This window comes from Prevotella sp. oral taxon 299 str. F0039 (assembly GCF_000163055.2).
GTDB lineage: Bacteria > Bacteroidota > Bacteroidia > Bacteroidales > Bacteroidaceae > Prevotella.
The window spans coordinates 1,239,878-1,264,069 of sequence record NC_022111.1; the positions used below are offsets into that span (position 1 = coordinate 1,239,878).

Here is a 24,192-nt window from a genome sequence, read left to right on the forward strand (position 1 = left end):
AATAATGATTATCTCAATTTCTTGTAACCGTAACGAGCTGATGCGCCAAGTTCTTCCTCGATGCGAATCAATTGGTTGTACTTAGCCATACGGTCTGTACGACTTAATGAACCAGTCTTGATTTGTCCAGAGTTTGTAGCCACAGCGATGTCAGCGATAGTTGTATCTTCTGTTTCACCAGAACGGTGTGAAGTTACAGTTGTATAGCCATGACGATGAGCCATTTCGATAGCGTCAAGTGTTTCAGTTAATGAACCAATTTGGTTAACCTTGATAAGAATTGCGTTACCAGCACCAAGCTTAATACCCTTTTCTAAGAACTTAACGTTAGTTACGAACAAGTCATCACCAACTAATTGGCAGCGATCTCCGATTCTATTTGTAAGCTTAACCCAGTTTTCCCAGTCGTTTTCATCAAGACCATCTTCGATTGAATCGATTGGATATTCTGTGATAAGTTGCTCTAAGTAGTCAATTTGTTCTTCTGCAGTAAGCTTCTTTCCTTCTGGATCTTTCTTAACACCGTTCTTCAAGTGGCTGTAATCATAGAAGTATTGACCGTTTTCTACAACAGCAAACTCAGATGCTGCGCAGTCCATTGCGATCTTAATATCCTTTCCAGGTTCGTATCCTGCGTCCTTGATAGACTTCATAATGGTATCAAGAGCGTCTTTAATTCCGTCGAAGTTAGGTGCGAATCCACCTTCATCTCCTACAGCTGTTGACAAGCCACGAGCCTTAAGATTCTTTGCTAAAGCGTGGAATACTTCTGCACCCATGCGGATTGCTTCTTTCTCATTGCTTGCACCTACAGGGCGAATCATGAATTCTTGGAATGCAATAGGAGCGTCAGAGTGAGCACCACCATTGATGATATTCATCATAGGAACTGGTAAAACGTAAGTGTTTGTACCACCAATATAACGATAAAGAGGCATATCTAATGCTGCAGCTGCAGTTTGAGCCACTGCCAAAGAAACACCAAGAATAGCGTTAGCACCTAGCTTACTCTTTGTAGGAGTGCCGTCTAACTCTAGCATTAAATGGTCGATACCACGTTGATCACGAACGTCTAGACCTTCCAAAGCAGGAGCTATAATTGTGTTAACGTTCTCAACTGCTTTCAAAACACCCTTACCACCGTAGCGAGCTTTATCACCATCACGTAGCTCTAATGCTTCATTTTCACCTGTTGATGCACCAGATGGAACGCTTGCACGTCCTTTAATACCACATTCCAATGTAACTTCAACCTCTACAGTAGGGTTACCTCTTGAGTCAAGAATTTCTCTTGCGTGAACTTTTTCAATTAACATAGCTAATTATTTTATTAATGATTGAATTAAAAAATCTATTATTATATGTGTGCAAAGATACAATTATTTATCGAAGAACATTCAACATTTAGGTATAAAAATATATCTTTAAAAATAAATTATTAACTTTGTACGCTGTAATATTAGGTAAAAAGAAATGAAAAAACTCTTTATAGAGACTTATGGATGCCAGATGAACGTGGCAGATAGTGAAGTAGTTGCATCGGTAATGCAGATGGCTGGATACGAAATGTGCGACAATGAAGCCGAAGCAGACGCTATTTTTATGAACACATGTAGTGTTCGTGAGAATGCAGAAAACAAGATTTACAACCGCTTAGACACCCTACATGCAGAGCAAAAGAAAGGTAGAAAGCTCATTCTTGGTGTGCTTGGATGTATGGCAGAACGTGTGAAAGATGATTTAATCAATAACCATCACGCTGATCTTGTTGCAGGACCCGACTCGTATCTCAATCTTCCCGATATGATTGCGCAGGCTGAAACAGGCAGTAAAGCAATTGATATAGAACTCTCGAAAACAGAAACTTACAAAGACATTGTGCCCCAACGTATTGCATTGAGCAAGATAGGAGGGTTTGTTAGCATTATGCGTGGTTGCGATAACTTTTGTCATTATTGCATCGTTCCTTACACAAGAGGTCGTGAAAGATCAAGAGATGTTGAGAGTGTGCTAGCAGAAGTGCGTGATCTTTGTAAGCAAGGATATCGGGAAGTGACCCTACTCGGACAAAACGTCAATAGTTATTCATTCGAAAATGAAGTGACTGGAGAAGTGACAAGCTTCCCTGATCTGTTGCGATTAGTGGCTCGTGAAGTGCCAACCATGCGCATTCGTTTCAGCACTTCGCACCCAAAAGACATGAGCGACGACACCCTTCGTGTTATTGCAGAGGAGCCAAACGTGTGCAAACACATTCACCTTCCTGTGCAAAGTGGTAGCGATAAAGTATTAAAGTTGATGAACCGCAAATACACTGTTGCGTGGTATCTTGACAGAGTGAAGGCTATTAAGGAAATAATTCCCGATTGTGGCATTTCAACCGACATCTTTGTGGGTTATCATGGCGAAGAAGAAGAAGACCATCAGATGTCGCTTGAGTTGATGAAAACAGTGGGTTACGACTCGTCTTTCATGTTTAAATACAGCGAACGACCAGGAACTTACGCATCAAAGCACCTTCCCGACAACATATCTGAAGAGGTTAAGCTACGCCGTTTGAACGAGATGATTCAGCTACAAACCCAACTTTCGGCTATTTCTAATAAGAAAGACGAAGGCAAGGTGTTTGAAGTTTTGGTTGAAGGACCAAGTAAACGAAGCCGAGAACAATTGTGCGGACGCACCGAACAGAATAAGATGGTGGTGTTCGACAAGGGCAATCACCACATTGGAGAGCGTGTAATGGTGAAGATAACCAGCTCTACCAGTGCCACATTGTTAGGCGAAGCAGTAGATTAAACCTCGGTTTCGAGGCATAGTTGTTGACTTTTTCAAAGTAAAAATCAGCGATAAAAGACAATCAGCGCATTGTCTTGCGCTATTATTATCGAACTCTAATTAATAAAAGTCGTCCTCTATTTTGTAGAGGGCGACTTCTTTTTTATTTCCTTACTTTGTCTCCTTGTTTCTCTATCTCTTTTCTTCCGCTCATCAAAAGCATTGACAATGGTGGGCAAAAGCGTTGCTATTGAGGTGTAAAATTATGCTTATTGCAAACTAAAAGCATTGAGATTTTAGAACAACTGCAATTGATTGTTGTTCAAAGTGTTATGAGAGTGGTATTCTGGTTGATAGGGTTCGTGGAGCAAGAGCGAGATACGTGAGATGAAAAGAGAGCCAGCAGAGTGCCTTCTTGAGCTTTTTCAAAAAGTAGAAAACTGCTTTTTCGTAAGTCGAGAATCAGCTTTTAACGTCGAAATTTGACTCTTTCTCAAATCGAAAACTGACTCTTTTCAAACCAAAAATGGATTTTTTCAAATCAAAAAATTGGCTCTTCATAAATCGAAATTGGATTCTTCTCAAATCAATTCTGTTCCTCAATAAACTGCTTCACCGTGTTTTTATAGTCGTTATTGGCAACCGCAAAGCTACGAGCGTGCGTGGCATTGGGCACCACCAACAGCTTTTTAACGCCCTTCTTCGCCTTGTATAGCTCGTAAACCATAGGCGTTGGCACAAAACTATCGTTGCCACCATGAATAAATAACATGGGCTTTGTGCTTCTTTTCACCGCTTCGAGGGGTGATGCCTCTTTGAAATTCCAACCCCAACGCAGTTCGCTTAGCCAGCTCGAAGTATAGAGTAAGGGGAAAGCAGGCAGCGAAAATTGATTCTTTAACTCGCTTTTAAACTCGCTCCAAACATCGGTATAGCCACAATCTTCTACGAAACATCGAACGTAAGAGGGTGTCTTTTCGCCCGAAACGCACATCACCGTGGCAGCACCCATCGACACTCCGTGCAACACTTGTCGTGTGTTGGTGGTCGACGAGCGGAACAAATCATTAGCAACCTCGCTCCAACGCATCACATCTAATCGGTCTTTCCACCCCATTTGTATGTATTCTCCCTCGCTCAAGCCGTGCGCATAAAGGTCGGGCAACATCACATTATAGCCCCAGTCGCTATACATCTTTGCCAAATGAAGCATTTTAAGGGCGTTTTCTTTGTAGCCATGCACCACAATGGCGGTGTTTATTGTGGGTTTTGGGGCACGCATATAGTAGGCGTGAACACGATATTTAGAGGGCATTTCGATAGTGGTGTCGTGCAAAAGTTGATGTTGTCGAACGCTGTCGAACCACCATTTTAGGTCGGGATAACGCTCACTCATCATCTTCCATGCATCTTGTTGCTGTTCAGCTCTGTTCGAATTGGCTTTCAAAGCATAGTTGGTCATAAAAAAAGAGCTTGCAACAAGCAACAATAAAAGCATCGAAACGCATGCAACGGTTATCTTTTTAAATGGTTTTCTCATTCTCTAAAACAATTGATTGTGGGCAAAGTTACACATTATAGTATATGAAAAGGCACTCATTTACTTTTTTTTAGTAACTTTGTTGCCTAAAAGAATAATAAAAAAGCACATAACAATGAAATTTGAAGAGCAAATATGCAGTAGCATTCTACGTGCAGTGAAAGAGTTATACGGACAAGAAGTGCCTGTAGAACAAGTGCAGTTACAAAAGACTAAAAGTACTTTTGAAGGTCATTTAACCCTTGTGGTGTTTCCCTTTGTAAAGCTTTCGAAGAAGAAACCAGAAGACACAGCACAAGAAATTGGTGACTTTGTGGCACAGCATTGTAGCAATTTGGTTAGTGGTTTCAATGTGGTGAAGGGCTTTTTAAATTTTGTTGTTGCCCCACAAGCATGGGTTAGCCAACTCAACACCATTGCAACCGAAGAGCATTTTGGTGAAAAAGCTGTTCAAAACGACTCTCCTCTTGTAATGATCGAATACTCTTCGCCCAACACCAACAAACCTCTTCACTTAGGACATGTGCGAAATAATCTTTTAGGTTGGTCGCTTTCGCAAATCATGCAGGCAAATGGTAACAAGGTAGTAAAGACCAATATCGTTAATGATAGAGGTATTCACATCTGCAAATCGATGCTTGCTTGGCAAAAATGGGGCAATGGAGAAACTCCAGAAACAAGCGGAAAGAAGGGCGATCACTTAGTGGGCGACTGCTATGTGGCATTCGATAAACACTATAAAGAAGAGTGCAAAGAACTTCAAAAACAATATATCGCTGAGGGATTAACCGAAGAACAGGCAGCAGAACAGGCAAAAGAAGAAGCTCCTTTGATTAAAGAAGCTCGCCAAATGCTTGTTAAATGGGAACAAAACGACCCCGAAGTGCGCTCGCTTTGGAGCATGATGAACAACTGGGTGTATGCTGGTTTCGACGAAACATACAAGAAAATGGGCGTAAGTTTCGATAAGATCTACTACGAATCAGACACTTATCTCGAAGGAAAAGGCAAAGTTGAAGAAGGACTTGCTAAGGGTTTGTTCTTCAGAAAAGATGATAATAGCGTGTGGGCAGACCTCTCTAACGAAGGACTCGACCAAAAATTGCTCCTCCGTTCTGATGGAACTAGCGTGTATATGACCCAAGATATCGGTACAGCAGACTTGCGTTTCAAAGAATTTCCAATCGATAAGATGATCTATGTCGTTGGAAATGAACAGAATTATCACTTCCAAGTACTTTCAATATTGCTCGATCGACTTGGATTTAGCTGGGGAAAAGACCTCGTTCACTTCTCTTATGGAATGGTAGAGTTGCCTAATGGCAAAATGAAAAGCCGTGAAGGAACTGTTGTTGACGCTGACGAATTGATGGTAGAGATGATTAACGACGCCAAAGAAGCTAGCGACAAGGCAGACAAACTAAAAGACATGAGCGAAGAAGAACGTGCCGAAATTGCTCGTATTGTGGGCTTAGGAGCGTTGAAATACTTCATTTTGAAGGTCGATGCACGCAAAAACATGCTCTTTAATCCAGAAGAAAGTATCGACTTTAACGGCAACACTGGTCCATTTATTCAATACACTCACGCTCGTATTTGCAGTATTTTGCGCAAGGCTAACGCCGAAAACATCGCCATTCCTGCAACACTTGCCGAAGATGCACCATTGAATGAGAAAGAAACAGCGTTGATTCAAAAGCTAAGCGAATATGAAATGGCAGTGCAACAAGCTGGTAAAGACTATTCGCCAAGTGGCATTGCCAACTATTGTTACGAGCTAACTAAAGAGTTTAATCAATTCTATCACGATTACACTATATTGGGTGAGGCAGACAATAACAAGAAAATGGTGCGCTTAGTACTTGCTAAAAGCGTGGCAAAAGTTATTAAAAACGGTATGCGTCTACTTGGAATCGAGGTTCCAGAGCGTATGTAATCCCCTTTTATTTACCCTCTTTCCCAACCTCAAATCACCTAGTTTATGCACAATCCGCCCGACTATCGCCACGACACTGTGTTGCCTCTTCCACTCGAAGTAAGTGCCAATGCGGTGGCTGTTGATGCTGCATGCAGTGGAAATCCAGGTCCGATGGAATATCAAGGCATCGACCTTGCAACAGGAGCCGTTGCTTTTAAGTTTGGACCCATGCACGGAACCAACAATATAGGCGAGTTCTTGGCTATCGTTCACGCATTGGCTCTCATCGAAAAGAACAAAGAACAGGGCAAAATTGTTTATTCCGACAGCTACAACGCCATTCTTTGGGTGAAGAAAATGCAGTGCAAAACAAAGCTCGAACGCAACGAAAAAACAGCTCTTTTGTTTGATATTATTGCACGAGCAGAGAGCTGGTTGAGGGCAAATCCACACCATGCTGAGGTGAGAAAGTGGGAAACTGCACAGTGGGGAGAGGTTCCTGCCGACTTTGGAAGAAAGAAATAACAAACCTCCTTTACTTCTTTTGCTTGCCAATGGCAAGGTGGGTATTGCTCAAAGTTGAAAGAAACATTGCGCAAAAACCAAAGAAGTGTTGAGAAAAGTTGAAATAGGTGTTGTTCAAAAGCAATCTTTTTAGGTGCTAATGTCAATGCTTTTAAGGGGCAAAAGCAATGCTTTTAAGCGGTAATAACATTGCTTTTCAAAACGAGAAAAACAGCTGTTCTAACAAAAGGAGAACAAGTTGTTGAGCAAAGGGAAAGCAATTTGAGATAAAATAAAAAAGAGATGAGGTGTTTTAAGCACTTCATCTCTTTTCTTTTGTCAGTGTCGTTAGCATCTTTGGCAAACGACATTCAGAGTTAAATTATTCGCTTGTAACATTCACATTAGCACTAATTCCATATAATTTCTTCACCAATGCTTCTTCAGCTCCAGCATCAACCTTAATGCTTTTAAGTGCAGTGTTGCCCGAAATAATGTTATATTCAGCTTCTTCATCATAGTAACCATTTTTTAAGTTGATAGTTTCTAACAATGGATTGTTAGTTGCATCTATTGTTCTTAAATGGTTATTGCTACTAAAATTAAGTTCTTTAAGTTTGTTATCTCCAATCATACACTCTAAAAGAAGAGGTGTTTTAGAGAAATCTACACTTGTTAAAAGATTGTCGAAAATAAACAAAAACATCAAATTAGGAAGCTCGGCAGAGAACGAAGAGATGAAATTGCTATATAAATTTAATCTTTGTAGAGCAGGTAGGTTGTTTAATTTCAATTCGTTGATTCCGTTGTTGTTAGCGTGAACCTCACGCAATGCAGGCAAGTTAGAGAGTGTTAGCTCGCTTAGTTTATTTCTGAACACTTCCAATCTCTCAAGTTTAGGAAGGTTAGAGCAAACTAGATGAGTTAAAACACAATTGTTAGCTGCAACGTTAACGAGGTTGTTTAGTCCTGTTAAATCAAGTTCTTCTAATGAAGTTCCTTGTAAATAAAGTTGCTCGAGCGCAGTGTTTGCACTTAAATCAAGTTTTCTTAAGCGTCCATTTTTATACAAACGCAAGTCTTTTAGTTGAGTTAGAGGCTTTAAGTCGATGGTTTCAAAATCGTTTTCGCCAAGGTTTAGGGTGTCTAACTTAGTGAGTTGGCTCACAATATCAACATTAGTGACACTTTGACGACGTAGATTTAGGGTAGTAAGGTTCTTGAAATATTGCAAACCATCAATTCTTCTCACTACCGAAGTAGCAGGAGCTGTGCTCTTATCTTCTAGAGATAGGTCGAGTTTGGTAAGCTTTTCAGCCTCAAGAGCAGATATTTCTCCATCCTTATCAAGGTCTATTGCAGGATATTTCGCTAAAATAAGTTTTTTAAGATTAGCGTCTTTAAATATAATTGCACTCTTTTTATCACGTATAGATACCACCACTAAACACTTTGTTCTACCGCTTGCACTGCCTATTTGGGCTGCTAATTCTACTACAGATGAACCCTCTTTTAAGGCAGTGATAAAGCCATTGTTAACCGTAATCACATTGTTGTTGCTGTTGCTCCATTGAGTTTTTGCACCTTTGGGAAGTCCTTTTACATTCAATTCGGCAACATCTCCTTCTTGTAAACTAAGTGTATCCGCTGATAACGCTAACTTAAATTCTGGCGAATAAGTATCATTATCCGAGCAAGAACTTAAACAAAGCACAGATAATAATAAACCAATAAAATAAAAATTCAGTTCTTTCTTCATTGACATTTAACTTTTTGTGGTTTGAAATAGATAAAAATAATACTCTCAATGATAACATCTTTTAGTAGAGTAGAAATGTTATTGTGTTGCAAATATAAAGAAAAAATTATAAATATCAAACAATTTGAAAATTTAATTAAATATATTCTTTTAATCTAAATTGTTTTAGTTCAGTGCGGTTTGCATAATAATGGTATATTTATAACATTCTTCTTTGAACTAAAATACCTATTTATAGGTATTGTGTGATATAGGTATAATATAGAACTTTGCACTTTCATTAAGGTTAATAACTAATGAATTGTATTAAAGTATATCTTATATTGTTATTAAGTGGATTATCTGTTATCGTAAAAGCACAAAACACTATTACAGCAATTGTTGTCGAACAGGAAACTAATCAGCCTATAGTTGGGGCAAGTATCACCATTCAAGGAAATAAAACAGCAGTAGCTTTTACTGATAATACAGGTCGTTTCACTATCAGTAATGCCACTGGAAAGAACATCACAATTTCTTTTTTAGGTTTTAAAAAGCTAACAGCTAAAGCTCAAAATAATGCCACTTATCGTTTAATGTCCACGATAGCGAAAGTGGGCGAGGTTGTTGTTACGGCTCAAGAAAGTAAGTCTTTAGGTGCAGCATCAGTCATTCAGCGTCACGCAATGGAGCATCTTCAACCCTCAAGTTTTAGCGATTTGCTCGAACTTTTACCGGGTGGACGATCTAAAGACCCACGTTTAAGCACCCCAAATCAAATTCGTTTGCGTGAAGCAATACCCCCTTCGAACAGTCAATATGCCACATCTTCGTTAGGAACAAGCTTTGTTATCGATGGAGCACCTATCAGTACAAATGCCAATATGCAACAATTAAAGGGCGCATGGGAGACACTTATTAATGCAAGAGAGAATGTAAACGAAGGTGTTGACATGCGAACGATCTCTACAGACGATATCGAAAAGGTGGAAATTGTGCGTGGAATACCTTCTGTTGAGTATGGAGATTTAACCAGTGGACTTGTAAAAATAGAACGAAAGCGTGGTGGAAATGCTCTTGAAGCACGTCTTAAAGCCGACATGGGCAGTAAACTTTTCTATCTTGCAAAAGGCTTTGAGTGGGCAAACAGATGGACCTTGAATTTAAGTACCGATTTTCTTGACTCAAAAACCGACCCTCGAAATAAGCTCGAAACATACAAACGATTGGGCGTTTCGGCTCGTTCTGGACGCAAATGGAGCAACGAAAAGACCTTATCCGACTTTAAATTGAACTTCGATTATGGCGGCTCTTTTGATGGAGTGAAGAGCGATCCAGAGCTAAACTACGGCAATGAAGAAACCTTCCGCACTCGTTTTAATCGCTTTGCAATAAGCAGTTCGTATTCAATCAAAGCCAAAGAAATGGGCTGGTGGCGTGGTTTTACTGCCACTTTAGCGTCGTCTTACCAACAAAATACAACAGAACGCACCCGATTTATACACCTTCATCGCACCACACCTGCTGTCTTTACAACAGAAGATAGCGAAAATGATGCCTATTTGCTGCCTTATAAATACACTGCAACACAGAAAGTAGATGGCAAACCCTTTAACTTCTTTGTAAAAGTAAACACCACTTTAAGTGTGCCTGTTGTGAAATGGAATAATAGTTTGCTGTTAGGTGCAGATTGGAATATGGATAAAAACTATGGAGAAGGACAGATATTCGATCCCTTGAAACCTTTATATCCTCTCACATCATTGCGCAAACGTGCCTTAAAAGATATCCCAGCCAATCACACTTTCGCAATGTATATGGAAGAAAATATTAAACTTCCCATTGCAAAAAATCGCCTTGAGATTGTAGCAGGAGCTCGTTTTTCACGCATGTTCAATATCGATCGCAGTTATATTGTAGCCCAACATTTCTATCCCGACATTCGTTTTAACGCTGGTTGGACGTTTCCTCGCTTCAAAATAGCCAACAAGCTCGGTAGTGTGCGTCTTGCCTTTGGTATCGGATCGCACACCAAGAATCCTACAATAGATCAGCTTTATCCTGAAAATGGCTACTTAGATATCACTCAATTGAACTATTCTCATAGCAACCAAGACTATCGTCGCATCAATATTCGCACTTATGTTATCGACAGAGTGAATAAAGATTTGAAGCCAGCACGCAACTTTAAGTGGGAAGTGAGCAGTGATGTGAATTACGATGGCTATCGTTTTTCGATTACATTGTTTAGAGAAAACATGACATCAGGATTCCGTTCTGTACCCATTTATGCCCCTTATAGCTATAAAGAATATAATACTACGGGCATTAATGCCAACACTTTAACCGCACCTCCATCGCTCGAAAGTTTGCCTTACACCATTGTGAGTGAGCTATTCGCACGAGACCGCACCTCAAATGGTAGTAGAACACTTAAAGAAGGTATTGAATATACCTTATCAACCAAACGCTTTGAGAACATACATACACGTTTAACCATTAACGGAGCGTGGTTTAGAACAACCTATGAGAACTCTCAATCGGTGATGGTTCGCCCCTCTGCCGTACTCAATAACCGACAAATTGGACACGTAGGAATATACAAAGACAACGATAGATTAACCACAGAAATGGCTAATACCAACTTTACTGCCGACACAGACATACCTCGATTAAAGCTTGGTTTCTCTATTTCGGCTCAGTGTTTGTGGTTCACTGCATCGCAACGAAAGCCTCTTAGCAATATTCCCGACAGCTATATGGATGCCAAAGGCAATGTGCATCAATGGCAACAAGGTGATGAAAAAGATGTAACCTTGCGTTGGTTGATACGAGATTACAATCAATCGTATTATAAAAGAGATGTCGTTCCTTTCAGTATGAATCTTAATTTTAAGGTAACTAAAAAGCTATTGAGAGACAGACTCAATGTTGCTATGTTCTGTAATAAGCTTTGGGACTACACACCCGACTACAAAGACGGAACCATTCTCGTTCGACGTCACGTCAATCCTTATTTTGGTTTAGAATTAAATGTAAAATTATGAAGCTACAAAAGCATATCTTTTCGAGCATAAAAGCATTGCTATTGCAGGGTAAAAACATTGCTTTTGCAAGTCAATTGCATAGCTTTTTGTTCTTGATAGTTGCAACTTGTGTGGCAACGGGCATGTTCTTCACATCGTGTCACAAAGATCAAGACGAGCTATTCACCACTGCACAGATCACAATTGATGCGGGCGACTCGGTTCAAGTCAATAAAATGGAAGTGGCAATAACGCTCACTAACCTCAATACTAACGAGGTTGTGAATGCCACCGAACAACAAAATACACAGCTCAACATTAGGTGTTTGCAAGGAATTTATAAGGTTTTTGCCCAAGGAACGGTTACTTTTACCAATCAACAAGGACAACAACGCATTCGACGTTTTAGGGTTTACAAAGACTTTTTGCAGATAACTGGATTTCCAATAAGTAAAAAAAGTCTGCCATTATTTTATATAGATTAATGAGAAAGCACATCGTTTTAACCATCATCGCTTTGTTGTTGTCTGCCACCAGCATCACCGCTGCAACTCCAGACAGCACCATTGTAGAGCATAACAGCATGTGGACGCCTGCTTCGAATTGTGCTCTTGCCAATCCAGCAATACACGGAATGGCTTATAAACATACCCTTACGCAGTTTAACTATCAAGGTTCTTTCAGTCAACAAAACACTGCTTTTGTGTTAGAAAAGGGTAAAGGAGCCAATAGTCACACCCTTTTTGCATCTACATTCTTGCGTCTTTCACCCATTAGTAGCGCATGGGGAGAGGCTTCTTACACCACTTCTCAACAAAAAGAAATACGTTGGCACTCTATTTCCGACTACGAATTACTTGCTCCGCACATCATTGCCGATAGCATTGGAGGCAACACTCAACTCGAAAAATATTGGTTCAAGGGAGGCTATTCGGCTCAGTTTGGCAACTGGAATGCAGGTGGAGAGATGGCATTTAGAGCGCAACAAGAATACAGAGACTATGACCCTCGCATGAGAAGTATCGTTTCTGACCTTCAACTCAAGGCGGGATTGGCTCGTTTCTTCAATCATTATCGAGTGGCAATGCACGCTGGAGTGAATGTATATAAGCAAACCGTGAATATCGATTTCTATCAAGAAACAACCGAATCGCCCGAATATTTCATGACAGGTTTGGGCTCTTATCAACCTCGTTTCAGTGGAAAAAAGACTGGATCGTTCTATCAAGGTGGTGGAGTTGATTTGAGTTTCACTCTCGATGCACCTGAAACTACGGGCTGGCATGGCGACATTTCGCTTGCAAAACGACACTATGAGCGCATTGCAAACGAGTTTAATTCGTTGCCCATAACACAACTTTACAAAGAAAATATAATGCTTTCGGGTGGTTATAAACACGAGGGAGCATGGCAATATGATGTTTTTGGCACTTTCGACTTTACCAAAACAACGGGCGATGAGGCTGTTCCTGGCGACGGAGCAAAGGGCGATTATCCTATCATTGCCACCTTTTCAACCTTTCATCAATATGTTTCTAAAGCCCAACTAACGGCTATTGTAGGTCGAAACAACCGCCTTCCACACTATCTTTCGTTAGTAAGTGGAATTCATTCTGTGAGGTCTTATTATGCTTATCCAGAGCGAAAAACAGCTTATACCATGTGGAATAGTGAGTTAAAGGGTCAGGTTTTTATTCCTGCCACAAAGCAATTAACGCTCAACACACAGCTTTCTGCTCGCTATTGGCACAATCTTAAAAAGCAAATCACCATGCCTTTCGGAATTATGACACCTGCATTCACCAGCTATGTGCAACACAATCATCGTTTTGCAGCTGCCAATTATATGGGTGTTAGCGCATCGGTTGAAGCCAATTATGCTTTGAAAAAGGGCGGATATGCTTTGTTCTTACAGCTCGAAGGCTCGTTCCTTCGCAGTTCGCAAAAGGCATATCAATCGGCAATTATGCTCAAAGCAGGTGTGAGATTATAGAGAATTATAATATACAATAATATCAATTAAACAAAAACAAACAAACAAATCATGACAAAGAAAATTTTAATGGCATTGTTGTTCATCGTTGGTTGCTCAACAATGTTTGTGGCTTGTTCTGGAGATGATACTGTAAGTTCTCAGTCGAAAGCCACTTTTGCAGTGAATGTTCCAGCAGATTTAACTGATGGAGCCTTACAAAACATTGAGCTAACTCTTGTAAATATGCAAACAGGAGAAAAGACTGTTGTGAAAACTTTTACACTAAAAGAAAAACAATATGTAGCTGATGTAACTTTAAATATAGGCTCATACAATGTTGAGATGACTGCAAAAGCAACTTACAAGTTCGATAACAAAACCTTAGAAACACGAGTTCGTGCTGAACAACACAACATTGGAATAAGCGAAAACATAGCAACTAACAAGATTACACTACTTCCTGAGGTGTATAATACCACAGAAGGCTTTGTTATTTCTGAGGTTTTCGTTACCCAAATGCTTACAACTGAGGGCAAACCTTATATCTATGGTCAGTATGTTATTATAACAAATAATAGCGATAAGACACTTTATGCCGACAGTTTGGTGTTTATACAAAGTGCAGATGTAAGTAGTTTAAAACACGATTACAAGCAAGATTTCCGCAATCATAGCATGCTTGCAGGGTCATTATATATGATTCCTGGCACAGGTAAAGACGTTCCAGTGGCTGCAGGCAAGAGTATTGTACTTGCTTTGAATGCAGAAGACCACTCGAAAGTTGTGCCTCATGGTCCAGATTTGACTAAAGCTAATTTTGAAATGTACGATATTGTCAATCATCCAACAATAAAAGATAATGATAATACCGCTCCAAATCTTGAAACTTGGTTTAAGGAATCAGCAACAATATCAATACTTCATAGTGGTGGTGTAGAAACTTATGCGTTGGGAAGAATACCTGTTAGCAAAGAAGCTTATATGAAGGATTATCAGTATGATGCTGTTTATACATTTAAATTCAAGGACTTTATGAAAGATATGACAAAGAAAGGATATCTCATTCCTAACTCTTGGATTATCGATGCAGTGAACCTTGGTATGAAGAATGAATATAAATGGAATCTCGTTTCTCCAAAACTTGATGCTGGATTTACCTACTGTCTTGAGGCATTAAAGGACAAAACAGCTTACGGAACAGCAGTTATTCGTAGAATGGAGAATGGTAAGTATGTTGATACTAACAACTCAACAAACGACTTTATACCAAAAACAACACCTTCGTTGTTAACAAAATAAGTCGAAAAGAATAGTTTTTTCAAATATAATAGGATAGCCAGTGAACCACTCTTGATATATAAAAAGAGTGGGCTCGCTGGCTTTTTCGTGTCTTCTTGTTAGGTCTTTGTTATACACACCGAAAGCCTTTGTTACAGGGCAATGCAGAGATGGGCGAGCAAGAGCATTGACATTGAACAATAAAAGCGTTGCTATTAGTAGGTAATAGCAACGCTTTTGAATGTTGATAGGGGTGCTTTTAGAATGGGAAGACAATCGACCTAAAAAATATCGTCGACCTCTTGTCCCATTTCTTTCAATGCTTTGAGCGTTTGATCCATCGTAAAGCCACGTCCAAGAGCAAAGCGAATGAGTTTGTTGCGCACCTTATATTCGTCGGTATCTTTAATTTGTTTGCGTTTGGTTTTGAGTATTTGAAGTAGTGTTTCACGATAATCATCGTCTTCAATCTCGTCTAATAGGTCGGCATAGAGCGCATAGTCGATACCCTTTAAGCGCAACGAATAGTCAATTTTTTTGCGTCCCCACTTGTTATATCGAGCCTTGTCGTTAACAAAAGCACGAGCATAACGGGCGTTATCAACATATTTATTTTTGGTGAGATAAGCCAAAACAGAGGCTTGTGTGTCGGCATCTACACCCCAAAGGCGCATTTTCTTTTGCATGTCTTGGGTGCAATATTCACGTTTAACGCATGCCGTTGCAAGTTTTTTAATAATCTCTTTTTCAGTTAATTCAGTCATTTCTTCACTCCTTTCACATGTCTTTCTTTTCCAAAGCGGTCGATAAGCACCTCAATATCAGTGAATCCCGACTCGGCAAGAAGGCTCTTCATTTCAGAAACAAAGAGCGGATTGATTTCAAAGAATAAGGTTCCGCCCTGCACCAATGCCTTTTGTGCATAGTGGGTGATGGCTTTATAGAAGATGAGCGGATTGTCTTCAGGCACAAAGAGGGCGCAATTGGGTTCAAACTGCAACACGTTCGCCTCCATTTCGCTTTGCTCTTGCGGTGTGATATAAGGCGGATTGCTCACAATAATATCCCATTTCTCGTTGTCGCAAGGCGCATTTAAGGCATCTTGCTCTACTACCTCGATCGACACATTCATCGCCTTTGCATTCTCTTTTGCCAGTGATAGGGCTTCAGGAGCAATGTCCCAAGCCGTTGTTTGAGCATTTTTAATGAGCAGAGAGAGGGTGATGGCGATGCAACCAGAGCCAGTTCCGATATCTAATATCTTGGGGTTTGAAAGCGAAGAAAGAGTGGGTTGTTCGGCAATCCAATAACAAAGGTCTTCTGTTTCGGGTCGAGGAATGAGCACACCGCTATGCACTTTGAACCAAGAACCAGCAAACCACGCTTGTTGAAGCACATATTGCACAGGCTCGCCCAATAGCAATTGCTCTGTTATTTTTTGTAGCTTATGCTGTTGTTCTTTAGATAATTGTGTATCTTTGTTGCACAATATATCGGTGAAAGACAGGTTAAAAGCCACCTCGAACACCAGTTTCGCAATAGCTTTCGCCTCGTTTTCGCCATATAAAGGCACCAGTTGGCGCCATAACTCCGTGTAATATGCCATGTTGCAAAAGTAATAAAATTATGCAAGAAAACAAAGTAAACAACCCCGAACAGCCCCAGTTAGAACGCAGTGAGACAACCAATGCGACACATGAACGCTACATGCAACGTTGTATAGACTTGGCTTTGAATGGTAAAGAAGGTGCTAAACCCAACCCAATGGTGGGCTCGGTGATTGTTGTTGATGGCAGAATTATAGGCGAGGGTTATCACATTGAGTATGGAAAGGCGCATGCAGAGGTCAATGCATTTGCGTCGGTAGATGCCAAAGACGAGCATCTTTTGCCCAAAGCCACGCTGTATGTGAACTTAGAGCCTTGCTCTCACTTCGGAAAAACACCGCCTTGTGCCGACTTAATCATCTCTAAAGGGGTAAAAAAGGTGGTTGTGGGCTGTGTAGATCCTTATTCGGAGGTGAGAGGAAGGGGCATAGAACGCTTGCGAAAAGCAGGTGTTAAGGTGCTTGTGGGCGTGTTAGAAAAAGAATGTTTGTTCTTAAATCGCTTCTTTATCACATCGAACACACATCAACGTCCATACATTATATTGAAATGGGCGCAAACTCTCGATGGCTTTATCGATTGTGATGGTGAGGCAACGGCTATTTCTATTCCTTTTACTTCGATGTTGGTTCACAAGCTAAGAGCCGAGAGTGACGCCATACTTGTGGGCAATAATACAGAGAAAAAGGAACGTCCAAGATTGAATGTGCGCCATTGGAGTGGGCAAGATCCAAAGAAAGTGGTGTTGTCGAGCAAAACAACTCTCAAAGAACTGCTATCGTCTTTGCACGCAGAAAATATTCAATCGCTAATGGTTGAAGGTGGATTAAAAACCCATAACTCGTTTATTGAGGCCGACTTATGGGACGAAATACATATAGAAACGGCTCCTTTCACGGTGGGAAATGGCACCCATGCGCCTCAAATTCCTGCTAATGCAAAACTAATTGAGCATGAGGATTGGGACGGAAACCAAACATTTGTGTTTGTGAAAGAAAGCGGTTTGTTAGGGAAGTAGCTCTTTTAAGGTTTCGAGCTTATGCTTTCTGTCGATAGAGTAGTCGTTACTATATTTATCAATGAATAGATATAGGCTATAAGCTTTATTCAAAATCACTTCTTTAAAGGGGTTAGAAAGGTAGTCTGCTTCGGCAAAATACAACTCAGCAAGCATCTCTAACTTCATCAAACGCTCTTCTTCTGGAAAGCTTTCAGCCTCTTTCATCACCTCATCAATGGTGGCAGTGTGATAGAACTGATAGTCTCCCACGAACTGAGTGTATAGGTCTTTGATGGCTTCTCGTCGCTTGTCATACTCTTTTTCTGCCATAGCTCGTTGCAAAGCAGCCGCAAATTCTTTTACTAATCGAATAAAATAATCTTGTCTTATCATGATGCACAAAGATAAGAAAAAAAGCAATTGACGATTTATTTTTCATTACTTTTTTGAACGAAGCAGTGCATTAAAACAACGAAAGACGTATCTTTGTAGTGATGATAGAACTAAAACTGAACCAATTGCAGGTGGGTTATACCTCGAAAGGAAAGCAAAGGGCAATGAACCAATGTGCTTTTGATGTGGAGATAGCCCGCAATGAGCTGATTTGTTTGATTGGAAAGAACGGCGTTGGCAAAACAACTCTGTTGCGAACGCTGGCTGGTTTCATTGCACCTGTGGCGGGAGAGGTGTTGATAAACGGCCAATTGGTGGGCAACTACACTGCAAGTGAGCTGTCGAAGTTGGTGAGTGTGGTGCTAACCGACAAGGTAGACACGGGCGAAATGAGCGTTTTTGAGTTGGTTTCGTTGGGCAGATTGCCTCATACTGGGTTCTTTGGACGATTGAATCAGCATGATATCGAAATGGTAAATCAGGCTATTTCGCTCTTAAACATCGAGCATTTAAGAGAGAAAAAGGTGCAGATGTTGAGCGATGGAGAGCGTCAAAAAGCCTTTATAGCAAAGGCTATGGCTCAAGAAACACCGCTAATGCTGTTAGATGAGCCAAGTGCTTTCTTAGATTATCCAAGTAAAGTGGAATTGATGCAACAGCTCAATAGATTGGCAAAGGAATACAATAAAATCGTGATTCTATCCACTCACGACCTCGATATCGCCTTAAAAGCCAATCCAGAGTTGTGGTTTATGTCTTCAGAAGGGCAACTTATTACGGGAAAATGCAACGATGAGGCAATGAAAAAGCATGTAGCAGAGTTGGGATATAGTCTTTAATTGGGGGCAGATTTAAGGTGATAGATCCTTTGAGAAACGCTATTCGCATCTTTAAATCACCTGAAAAAGAGATCAACATCATTTTTATTCGTATCTATTGAAATTGACAATCAAAAAAAAACGTTTGCGGTTGGGATTTTAATAATTAATGTTTAACTTTGCAGTTGAATAATTATTTCAAGAGAATCTTTTTGGATTTACTAAACGAAAAGATTACATTGCAATAGTATTTCTTTCGTATTTTGATGTAAAGGTATTATTATTGAGTTAGGAAACTGTATGAACTCGTTTGGTGAAAAGCCTCGCTCCCATAGTTAAATGGATAGAACGAAGGTTTCCTAAACCTTTGATCCGAGTTCGATTCTCGGTGGGAGTACAGCACAAAAAGAGGACACTTGAAATATAATTCATTGAGGATGATTATCTAAATAACAAAGAAGGGAAAGTACTTACACAAGCACTTTCCCTTTATTTTGTGTCCATAGGATCACATTTTAAGTAGAAGAAAAATGAAAAAGTGAATTCCAACGAACTTCACAGCTAATCGGAATTCTTTACGTAACATAATTAAAACAGATTTATTTTATTTGATATTCTCATATGCACGAATAGCCTCAATAAAACGATTGTTTACGTCTTTGAACGTATAAAGTCCGTCATTATTGGGCGTTAATCCCTTAAGTTTGAGCTCAAACACCATTGGTGGTGTTTTAAGATTGAGCGGTTCGAGGTTTCGAAGCTGGTCTGTTGATTGATAAACGAGATTCAATGCTACAAAAACCTCACCATTTTTGTCTACCCATTTCTCGAAAACAAGTTTGCATCCGATGGGTGTTTTCTTTTCAATTGTATTGGGAAGCGAATAGGGTTCGATACCCAATGCTGCGCCAACGCTGGCAATATTAGAGTCGTGTCCACACAAGAAAGTAAACTTTCGCTTGTCTGCATTCAACTCATCGTTGATATAAACCAACAAAGGATGAGCCACATTCACTGCCACTATGGGTGCTGCAAAGAGCACATCTCCATATACATCTTTCACTTTTGCAATCTTTTCCCAATCCGATAGCGTCAAATCGTGACCAAAAGCCGCCTTCTTTGCGTCGCTTTCTTCATAGTATTGCAAGATAAAAGCATCTGATGCAGTGTTCGCAAGTTTCAAAGAGCCTTTCATTCTTGGTTCTTCTCCAAGCTCTAAGAGTATCTTTGTGTTGTAATCATCAAACGAACAAGCGATTCCTTCCTTACAAGCTGGAGAGCTTTTCAAGTCGAGTGTGTTTTCAATGATATCGTAACTGCTTTTTAATTCTTCATTAATTCCAACGATACCACGTTTTCCTCCCATTGCAGCTATTTGCTTTAAAGCCTCCTTTTTGAATTCTTCTGACACCTTAGTGAGTCTTGGAAAGAAGATAGGATCCATCTTACTTGGCGAGAATCTATGGTGAACTTGGATGTCTGCGATAGGCATAAATCCTGCAGAAAAATAGCGTGCGGTAGCTATTGTGCGCTGCATACTATTGGCATAAACCAACATTTCGTCGTGCGAAGGTACACAATTTTCCTGAAATAAACCTTCTTTTACGAGCCATTTTCTAAAAAATTGACCCATAATAGTTTCTAAAGCACCTCCTCGAAGGGTTAATTCACTTGCAGAAGAGCTCCAGTCTGTCCACTGATGTGGGGTGAGTTTGCCCAATACACTTCCTCCGTTTGATAGAGGAGAGCGTATGTTGTGGCGACTCAAAACAACGACTTCTTTGAGCGAATACTTTTCTTTGAAGCTATCGCTACGTTTGATTTGTGCTGTTGAATTTATGGGGTTTAACCATAAGCTTAGCAGTAGTAATGATAGAAATATATAATTACGTTTCATGATGTTTGGTAGATTTAGTTAATTAAAACTTAATTTGGAGACGTGTTTCTAATATTCCTACATGATTATTTTCGTGTATTGCGCAATCTGTTACTTTGGTGTAAGATGCACGTAAACGCCAAATCATATATTTATTGAGGTAGTAATTGTAGGTTAACGACCAGTCGTTAGCTCGTCCACCCAATATTTCTGCTTTATTATCAGATAGATCTGTGTAGTTATAAGCAGCCACAAGCTCCATAGAACCAGGCTTTGGAGTATCAATTCCGCCATCAGTATGAGTGTAACTATAGTCGGATCCTTTAATCAAACCACGCAAACTGCAGTATGCACCACTTGCTTTATAGTTCTTAAAGCCATTTTCACGTGTGATAGTTAAATAGTAGTATTGAGCTTCAATACCTAACTTTCCTTTTGCTGCAGCTATTTCTGGACTTATTTTGAATAAGCGTTTAGCATGTTCTACCTTTGCTTGTAGGGCTGGGATTTTCGCTACTCGAGTTGGGAAAGGTGCTGCTAAAGTATATACTTTGTGGTTCAATGCAGCTGCTTTGTCGTATTGTGGAGTCTCAAAAGCACCCGAAATACCAAAATGTAGAATATTTCCGTCTTCTGTGAAAGGCTTATATAGCAAACGAGACATCATTCCGAAACCTTGATTACCTAATTGGTCTGAAGGCATCTTCATAGAGTTCGATTCTGTGAAGAAACTGAATGTTCCGAAGAACTTACCGAGATCGTGAACATACATCAATCCTAATAGACGTGAATCTCCGAATGTTCCTTGGCTCATAGGCTCTTCCATTGAAATTTTGAAAGATGAACTTGTGGCACTTTGCAAACCGAATTGATGAACAAAATAACCTCCTTTAATAAGTTGATGCTTGTTGAAAGTGTATTGCATAAGAATGTCTTTCAATCCAACTTTGCCGTATGCATAGCCAATGTCTATCTTTCCATACCATTTACCATATTTTGCAGCAACACCAGCACGTGCATCAGGAATGCCAAATCCGTCGTTAAACACATCTTTTTGGTTCTTTGGTGCAAACAAAGCTGCATCGAACAAAATTCTACCTGTTGGTTTAACACTTAATTTGGGTTCTTCATTCTCTTTGCTTGCAACCACTGGTTGTGCGTTTTCTATAGGCTGAGAAGTTGCAAAAACATTTTCTGTTGTGGCTTCTGCAGAAAGTTTTTGGGCAAGAGCTACACTCCAACTACTTAGGAGGAGTGTACTCATTATTACTATTTTTTTCATATTAAATTTATGGATAGAATGAAAAATACAGTTGAATAATTATTTTTTGTTAGTTAGCTTTGAAAGTACTTTTCTGTACTTTACCTGCTTTTACAAGTGCTGTAAATTCTTTCTTAGCCTTTTCTAATTGTTTGTTGAAAGCGTCGTTAGCGTGGAGTCGAGCCACAACAGCACTTGCAACGATGCGAGCTGCATCAACATCGCTTTGGAAGTGGTAGCCACAAATTACACGACTTTGACCCATTTCAAATCCACGTTGTAAGATTTCGTTTTGACGATCTACGTTAATCTCTGCCAAAACAAGAGCTGTAGCCCAACCAATAGAAGTATGACCTGAAGGATAAGAACCATTAGTTGAAAGTTCTTGTTGTTGTTCTGGGTTACATGTTGCTTCTTTGAAGAATGCGAAAGGACGAATTCTCATATAGTGTTCTTTAGCTGCACGTGTTGCAAGGTCGCCAGCATCTTCACGCATGTTAAGAACTAATTTATAGATTTCGGGTGTTGTTTCTTTTGAAATACGAACACCGAAAGCATCAGAAAAGGCATTGGGCACACCATCTCCGTTTACTCTTGCGTCTGAAACTGCTTGGTCTCCACGCTCAGTGTTACGTTGCATCTTACCCCATTGATATTGAGATACATCGTTTAACCATAGAACTGAACCTGGTTGTGGTGGTGGAGGAAGAAGTTTTAAGCTGTTAGCTACTTCGCCAATTTGTAGGAAATACAAATCAGGTTTAGTTCTTACATCTTTAATTTTTTCTTGTCCAAAGGTGCTAGTTGCAACAAATAGAGTTGCAGCTGCTAATAAAGCGTGTTTGAATTTCATAAAATAGTTGTTTTAAAATAGTTGAAAAAATTGATTTATGTCACAAATATAGGTATTAATTAGTTTGTAAAATAGTTGCAATTGGTTGTTTTACAATTTTTCTTAATTGCAACTATTTGCAAAAATGCCCATAAATAGCCATTTATAGGGTATTTCAGAGCAATTCGATTATAAAATTATTTATCTTTAAAAGTTATGCTTTTGCAATGTAATTGCATTGCTTTTAGAGTGTAATTCGATTGCTTTTGCAGTTAAAAGGTACTGCTTTTGATGAGGGAAAAGAAAAGTATCAGTTCTTTCCATGATTGGAAAGCTCATATATCTTATGCTTGCATATACTATGGAAGCTCTTATTCACGATGCGGAAGAGACAAAGAGAAAGGATCAGTTACGAAGTGAAAAATCCGTCTTACTTCTCTAATGACAGACGAGATAACATCTGATCGATGCCAAACTTACCAAAAAGATGAAACAAATCATCACTCATTCGGTTTTTAATACTCAAAAGTTTGGACAACTCATTTATTTTATTTATTTTTGCTTTTATAACAGATTTATTATTTTATTTTAAAAATCAGTTGTTTAGAGATTACTAATTTACAAAGTATTCGACATAACTTTATATCAAAAAGACCTATGAATGATATTATCCAAAGATTAAAAAGTGATGGTTTCGAGGGATTTATTTTTGTGGAAAACCTCATGCAAAGTCGTAAAATGATTCCCTCATATAGTGGAGTATATATTATTTTGCGCTTAAAAGATTCTGAACCTGAATTTCTTGAACAAGGAACTGGTGGCTTCTTTAAGAAAAAAGAACCGAGGAATCCAAATGTTTCTATTGCTGAATTAAGAGATAACTGGGTGCCAAATGAGGCTATTATGTATATTGGAAAGGCTACATCTTTGAAGAAGCGACTTGGAAGTTACCTTCGTTTTGGTGAGGGAAAATTTGCCACTCACTGGGGTGGACGATATATTTGGCAGTTAAAAGATTCACGTGAACTATTGGTATGTTGGAAAGAAACAGATGAAAATCCACGTGTAGTTGAAGAAGAAATGATCGCTCAATTCAAGAAAGAACATGGTGGTAAACGACCTTTTGCCAACTTGAAAGACTAAAACGGACGATGAAAAAACTCTACAAAGATATTTTGCTTGGGCTATTTACGAGTATCATTATCGTGGGTATAATTTATGGTTCTAACCTTTATTTTTCTTTGCAGGAGTCTAAACAAAGGCAAGAAAGGCATAAGCAGGAAGAAGAACGTAGAGAAAAGATAAAGAAATATCGTGAAATTTTGGAAAAACAACGTGATAGTATAAGAGTTAGTGGAAAACTTCAACATCCACATAGCATTGAAGACTATGATCTAAATGATGACCAAGATCTTTACGATAACCCCGATTTTGATGACTAATACCAGGAGAAGAATACGATGAGGAATTTGTAGACCGAACAACTGGCGATCCTGAATTATATGATTAACCATTAATAATGGCTATAATCTTTTGCTCCAACATAACAATGAGTGGCGAAGTATATTAATAACTAAAGTTTCCCACCCCCTTAAAACACTGGTTTTCCCCATTCATCTTTGCCAGTTACGCCCCATATTCATTGAGC

General features: G+C 39.5%; 21 protein-coding genes, 1 tRNA gene and 1 pseudogene. 12 read left to right on the forward strand and 11 right to left on the reverse strand.

All coding sequences use genetic code 11. The features are described from left to right. Positions 1–8: 8 nt before the first annotated feature. Complete coding sequence (gene eno / locus HMPREF0669_RS07835; protein WP_009228009.1) at positions 9–1,316, reverse strand: phosphopyruvate hydratase; 1,308 nt, start codon at positions 1,314–1,316, stop codon at positions 9–11. 157 nt (positions 1,317–1,473) lie between these two features. On the opposite strand from eno, the gene miaB reads away from it, so the two are divergent. After that, positions 1,474–2,799: a tRNA (N6-isopentenyl adenosine(37)-C2)-methylthiotransferase MiaB gene (miaB, locus tag HMPREF0669_RS07840; RefSeq protein ID WP_009228008.1), complete on the forward strand. Its 1,326-nt coding sequence runs from the start codon at positions 1,474–1,476 to the stop codon at positions 2,797–2,799. 565 nt (positions 2,800–3,364) lie between these two features. Here miaB and HMPREF0669_RS07845 read toward each other — a convergent pair. Next, positions 3,365–4,318 carry an alpha/beta hydrolase gene (locus tag HMPREF0669_RS07845; RefSeq protein ID WP_009228007.1) on the reverse strand — a complete coding sequence of 318 codons (954 nt, stop codon included), beginning with the start codon at positions 4,316–4,318 and terminating at the stop codon, positions 3,365–3,367. 115 nt (positions 4,319–4,433) lie between these two features. On the opposite strand from HMPREF0669_RS07845, the gene argS reads away from it, so the two are divergent. Together argS and HMPREF0669_RS07855 are read left to right on the forward strand one after the other, a co-directional pair. Continuing rightward, positions 4,434–6,254, forward strand: coding sequence for an arginine--tRNA ligase (argS, locus tag HMPREF0669_RS07850; protein ID WP_009228006.1), 1,821 nt, complete (start codon positions 4,434–4,436; stop codon positions 6,252–6,254). 45 nt (positions 6,255–6,299) lie between these two features. Continuing rightward, the gene (locus HMPREF0669_RS07855) at positions 6,300–6,761 is read left to right on the forward strand and encodes an RNase H family protein (RefSeq protein ID WP_009228005.1); all 462 of its coding nucleotides are present in this window, start codon (positions 6,300–6,302) and stop codon (positions 6,759–6,761) included. Positions 6,762–7,122: 361 nt separating this feature from the next. Here the strand turns inward: HMPREF0669_RS07855 and HMPREF0669_RS07860 are convergent, their stop codons facing one another. Further along, positions 7,123–8,499, reverse strand: coding sequence for a leucine-rich repeat domain-containing protein (locus tag HMPREF0669_RS07860; protein WP_020967320.1), 1,377 nt, complete (start codon positions 8,497–8,499; stop codon positions 7,123–7,125). A gap of 296 nt (positions 8,500–8,795) precedes the next feature. Here HMPREF0669_RS07860 and HMPREF0669_RS07865 point away from each other — a divergent pair, with 296 nt between their 5' ends. From HMPREF0669_RS07865 to HMPREF0669_RS07880, 4 genes are read left to right on the forward strand one after another with little or no spacing between them, the layout of a single operon-like run. Beyond that, positions 8,796–11,525 (forward strand): TonB-dependent receptor plug domain-containing protein, encoded by a 2,730-nt coding sequence (locus HMPREF0669_RS07865; RefSeq protein ID WP_009228002.1) that lies wholly within the window; start codon positions 8,796–8,798, stop codon positions 11,523–11,525. Continuing rightward, positions 11,522–11,989, forward strand: a complete 468-nt coding sequence (locus HMPREF0669_RS07870) for a hypothetical protein (protein ID WP_009228001.1) — start codon at positions 11,522–11,524, stop codon at positions 11,987–11,989. Before HMPREF0669_RS07865 ends, HMPREF0669_RS07870 begins: the two co-directional genes overlap by 4 nt. Then, the gene (locus tag HMPREF0669_RS07875) at positions 11,989–13,497 is read left to right on the forward strand and encodes a DUF6850 family outer membrane beta-barrel protein (RefSeq protein ID WP_009228000.1); all 1,509 of its coding nucleotides are present in this window, start codon (positions 11,989–11,991) and stop codon (positions 13,495–13,497) included. Before HMPREF0669_RS07870 ends, HMPREF0669_RS07875 begins: the two co-directional genes overlap by 1 nt. Positions 13,498–13,548: 51 nt before the next feature. Then, complete coding sequence (locus tag HMPREF0669_RS07880) at positions 13,549–14,778, forward strand: DUF4876 domain-containing protein (protein WP_009227999.1); 1,230 nt, start codon at positions 13,549–13,551, stop codon at positions 14,776–14,778. Here HMPREF0669_RS07880 and HMPREF0669_RS07885 read toward each other — a convergent pair. From HMPREF0669_RS07885 to prmC, 3 genes are all read right to left on the reverse strand, one after another. Beyond that, positions 14,767–14,958 carry a hypothetical protein gene (locus HMPREF0669_RS07885; RefSeq protein WP_198024628.1) on the reverse strand — a complete coding sequence of 64 codons (192 nt, stop codon included), beginning with the start codon at positions 14,956–14,958 and terminating at the stop codon, positions 14,767–14,769. The two genes, HMPREF0669_RS07880 and HMPREF0669_RS07885, sit on opposite strands and share 12 nt — an antisense overlap. 80 nt (positions 14,959–15,038) lie before the next feature. After that, the gene (locus HMPREF0669_RS07890; protein ID WP_009227998.1) at positions 15,039–15,521 is read right to left on the reverse strand and encodes a regulatory protein RecX; all 483 of its coding nucleotides are present in this window, start codon (positions 15,519–15,521) and stop codon (positions 15,039–15,041) included. Continuing rightward, positions 15,518–16,363 carry a peptide chain release factor N(5)-glutamine methyltransferase gene (gene prmC, locus HMPREF0669_RS07895; RefSeq protein ID WP_009227996.1) on the reverse strand — a complete coding sequence of 282 codons (846 nt, stop codon included), beginning with the start codon at positions 16,361–16,363 and terminating at the stop codon, positions 15,518–15,520. The genes HMPREF0669_RS07890 and prmC overlap by 4 nt, the downstream gene beginning before the upstream one ends. Positions 16,364–16,383: 20 nt before the next feature. Between prmC and ribD the strand changes: the two genes are divergently transcribed. Beyond that, positions 16,384–17,382, forward strand: a complete 999-nt coding sequence (ribD, locus tag HMPREF0669_RS07900; RefSeq protein ID WP_020967322.1) for a bifunctional diaminohydroxyphosphoribosylaminopyrimidine deaminase/5-amino-6-(5-phosphoribosylamino)uracil reductase RibD — start codon at positions 16,384–16,386, stop codon at positions 17,380–17,382. On the opposite strand, the gene HMPREF0669_RS07905 is transcribed toward ribD, so the two are convergent. Further along, complete coding sequence (locus tag HMPREF0669_RS07905; RefSeq protein WP_009227995.1) at positions 17,371–17,757, reverse strand: hypothetical protein; 387 nt, start codon at positions 17,755–17,757, stop codon at positions 17,371–17,373. The genes ribD and HMPREF0669_RS07905 overlap by 12 nt on opposite strands. Positions 17,758–17,858: 101 nt before the next feature. On the opposite strand from HMPREF0669_RS07905, the gene HMPREF0669_RS07910 reads away from it, so the two are divergent. Continuing rightward, positions 17,859–18,596: an ABC transporter ATP-binding protein gene (locus HMPREF0669_RS07910; RefSeq protein WP_009227994.1), complete on the forward strand. Its 738-nt coding sequence runs from the start codon at positions 17,859–17,861 to the stop codon at positions 18,594–18,596. A gap of 304 nt (positions 18,597–18,900) precedes the next feature. After that, a tRNA-Arg gene (locus HMPREF0669_RS07915) sits at positions 18,901–18,972 on the forward strand. 207 nt (positions 18,973–19,179) lie between these two features. On the opposite strand, the gene HMPREF0669_RS07920 is transcribed toward HMPREF0669_RS07915, so the two are convergent. The 4 genes and pseudogenes from HMPREF0669_RS07920 to HMPREF0669_RS10140 form a co-directional block, all read right to left on the reverse strand. Next, positions 19,180–20,472: a histidine-type phosphatase gene (locus tag HMPREF0669_RS07920; protein WP_009227993.1), complete on the reverse strand. Its 1,293-nt coding sequence runs from the start codon at positions 20,470–20,472 to the stop codon at positions 19,180–19,182. 22 nt (positions 20,473–20,494) lie between these two features. Continuing rightward, positions 20,495–21,733, reverse strand: a complete 1,239-nt coding sequence (locus tag HMPREF0669_RS07925) for an OprO/OprP family phosphate-selective porin (protein WP_020967323.1) — start codon at positions 21,731–21,733, stop codon at positions 20,495–20,497. Between the two features lie 49 nt (positions 21,734–21,782). After that, complete coding sequence (locus HMPREF0669_RS07930) at positions 21,783–22,565, reverse strand: phosphatase PAP2 family protein (protein ID WP_009227991.1); 783 nt, start codon at positions 22,563–22,565, stop codon at positions 21,783–21,785. 292 nt (positions 22,566–22,857) lie between these two features. Next, positions 22,858–23,112: pseudogene (locus tag HMPREF0669_RS10140) on the reverse strand (IS4 family transposase); the annotation flags it as partial. Between the two features lie 89 nt (positions 23,113–23,201). On the opposite strand from HMPREF0669_RS10140, the gene HMPREF0669_RS07935 reads away from it, so the two are divergent. Both HMPREF0669_RS07935 and HMPREF0669_RS07940 read left to right on the forward strand, forming a co-directional pair. Continuing rightward, positions 23,202–23,687: a GIY-YIG nuclease family protein gene (locus HMPREF0669_RS07935; RefSeq protein WP_009227989.1), complete on the forward strand. Its 486-nt coding sequence runs from the start codon at positions 23,202–23,204 to the stop codon at positions 23,685–23,687. Positions 23,688–23,695: 8 nt separating this feature from the next. Beyond that, on the forward strand, positions 23,696–23,986 hold the full coding sequence (locus HMPREF0669_RS07940; protein ID WP_009227988.1) for a hypothetical protein: 291 nt from the start codon (positions 23,696–23,698) through the stop codon (positions 23,984–23,986). Positions 23,987–24,192: the final 206 nt, after the last annotated feature.

Coding starts and splice junctions, on each gene's coding strand:
- eno (WP_009228009.1), bottom strand. CDS start 1,316: ATGTTAATTGAAAAAGTTCACGCAAGAGAAATTCTTGACTCAAGAGGT.
- miaB (WP_009228008.1), top strand. CDS start 1,474: ATGAAAAAACTCTTTATAGAGACTTATGGATGCCAGATGAACGTGGCA.
- HMPREF0669_RS07845 (WP_009228007.1), bottom strand. CDS start 4,318: ATGAGAAAACCATTTAAAAAGATAACCGTTGCATGCGTTTCGATGCTT.
- argS (WP_009228006.1), top strand. CDS start 4,434: ATGAAATTTGAAGAGCAAATATGCAGTAGCATTCTACGTGCAGTGAAA.
- HMPREF0669_RS07855 (WP_009228005.1), top strand. CDS start 6,300: ATGCACAATCCGCCCGACTATCGCCACGACACTGTGTTGCCTCTTCCA.
- HMPREF0669_RS07860 (WP_020967320.1), bottom strand. CDS start 8,499: ATGAAGAAAGAACTGAATTTTTATTTTATTGGTTTATTATTATCTGTG.
- HMPREF0669_RS07865 (WP_009228002.1), top strand. CDS start 8,796: ATGAATTGTATTAAAGTATATCTTATATTGTTATTAAGTGGATTATCT.
- HMPREF0669_RS07870 (WP_009228001.1), top strand. CDS start 11,522: ATGAAGCTACAAAAGCATATCTTTTCGAGCATAAAAGCATTGCTATTG.
- HMPREF0669_RS07875 (WP_009228000.1), top strand. CDS start 11,989: ATGAGAAAGCACATCGTTTTAACCATCATCGCTTTGTTGTTGTCTGCC.
- HMPREF0669_RS07880 (WP_009227999.1), top strand. CDS start 13,549: ATGACAAAGAAAATTTTAATGGCATTGTTGTTCATCGTTGGTTGCTCA.
- HMPREF0669_RS07890 (WP_009227998.1), bottom strand. CDS start 15,521: ATGACTGAATTAACTGAAAAAGAGATTATTAAAAAACTTGCAACGGCA.
- prmC (WP_009227996.1), bottom strand. CDS start 16,363: ATGGCATATTACACGGAGTTATGGCGCCAACTGGTGCCTTTATATGGC.
- ribD (WP_020967322.1), top strand. CDS start 16,384: ATGCAAGAAAACAAAGTAAACAACCCCGAACAGCCCCAGTTAGAACGC.
- HMPREF0669_RS07905 (WP_009227995.1), bottom strand. CDS start 17,757: ATGATAAGACAAGATTATTTTATTCGATTAGTAAAAGAATTTGCGGCT.
- HMPREF0669_RS07910 (WP_009227994.1), top strand. CDS start 17,859: ATGATAGAACTAAAACTGAACCAATTGCAGGTGGGTTATACCTCGAAA.
- HMPREF0669_RS07920 (WP_009227993.1), bottom strand. CDS start 20,472: ATGAAACGTAATTATATATTTCTATCATTACTACTGCTAAGCTTATGG.
- HMPREF0669_RS07925 (WP_020967323.1), bottom strand. CDS start 21,733: ATGAAAAAAATAGTAATAATGAGTACACTCCTCCTAAGTAGTTGGAGT.
- HMPREF0669_RS07930 (WP_009227991.1), bottom strand. CDS start 22,565: ATGAAATTCAAACACGCTTTATTAGCAGCTGCAACTCTATTTGTTGCA.
- HMPREF0669_RS07935 (WP_009227989.1), top strand. CDS start 23,202: ATGAATGATATTATCCAAAGATTAAAAAGTGATGGTTTCGAGGGATTT.
- HMPREF0669_RS07940 (WP_009227988.1), top strand. CDS start 23,696: ATGAAAAAACTCTACAAAGATATTTTGCTTGGGCTATTTACGAGTATC.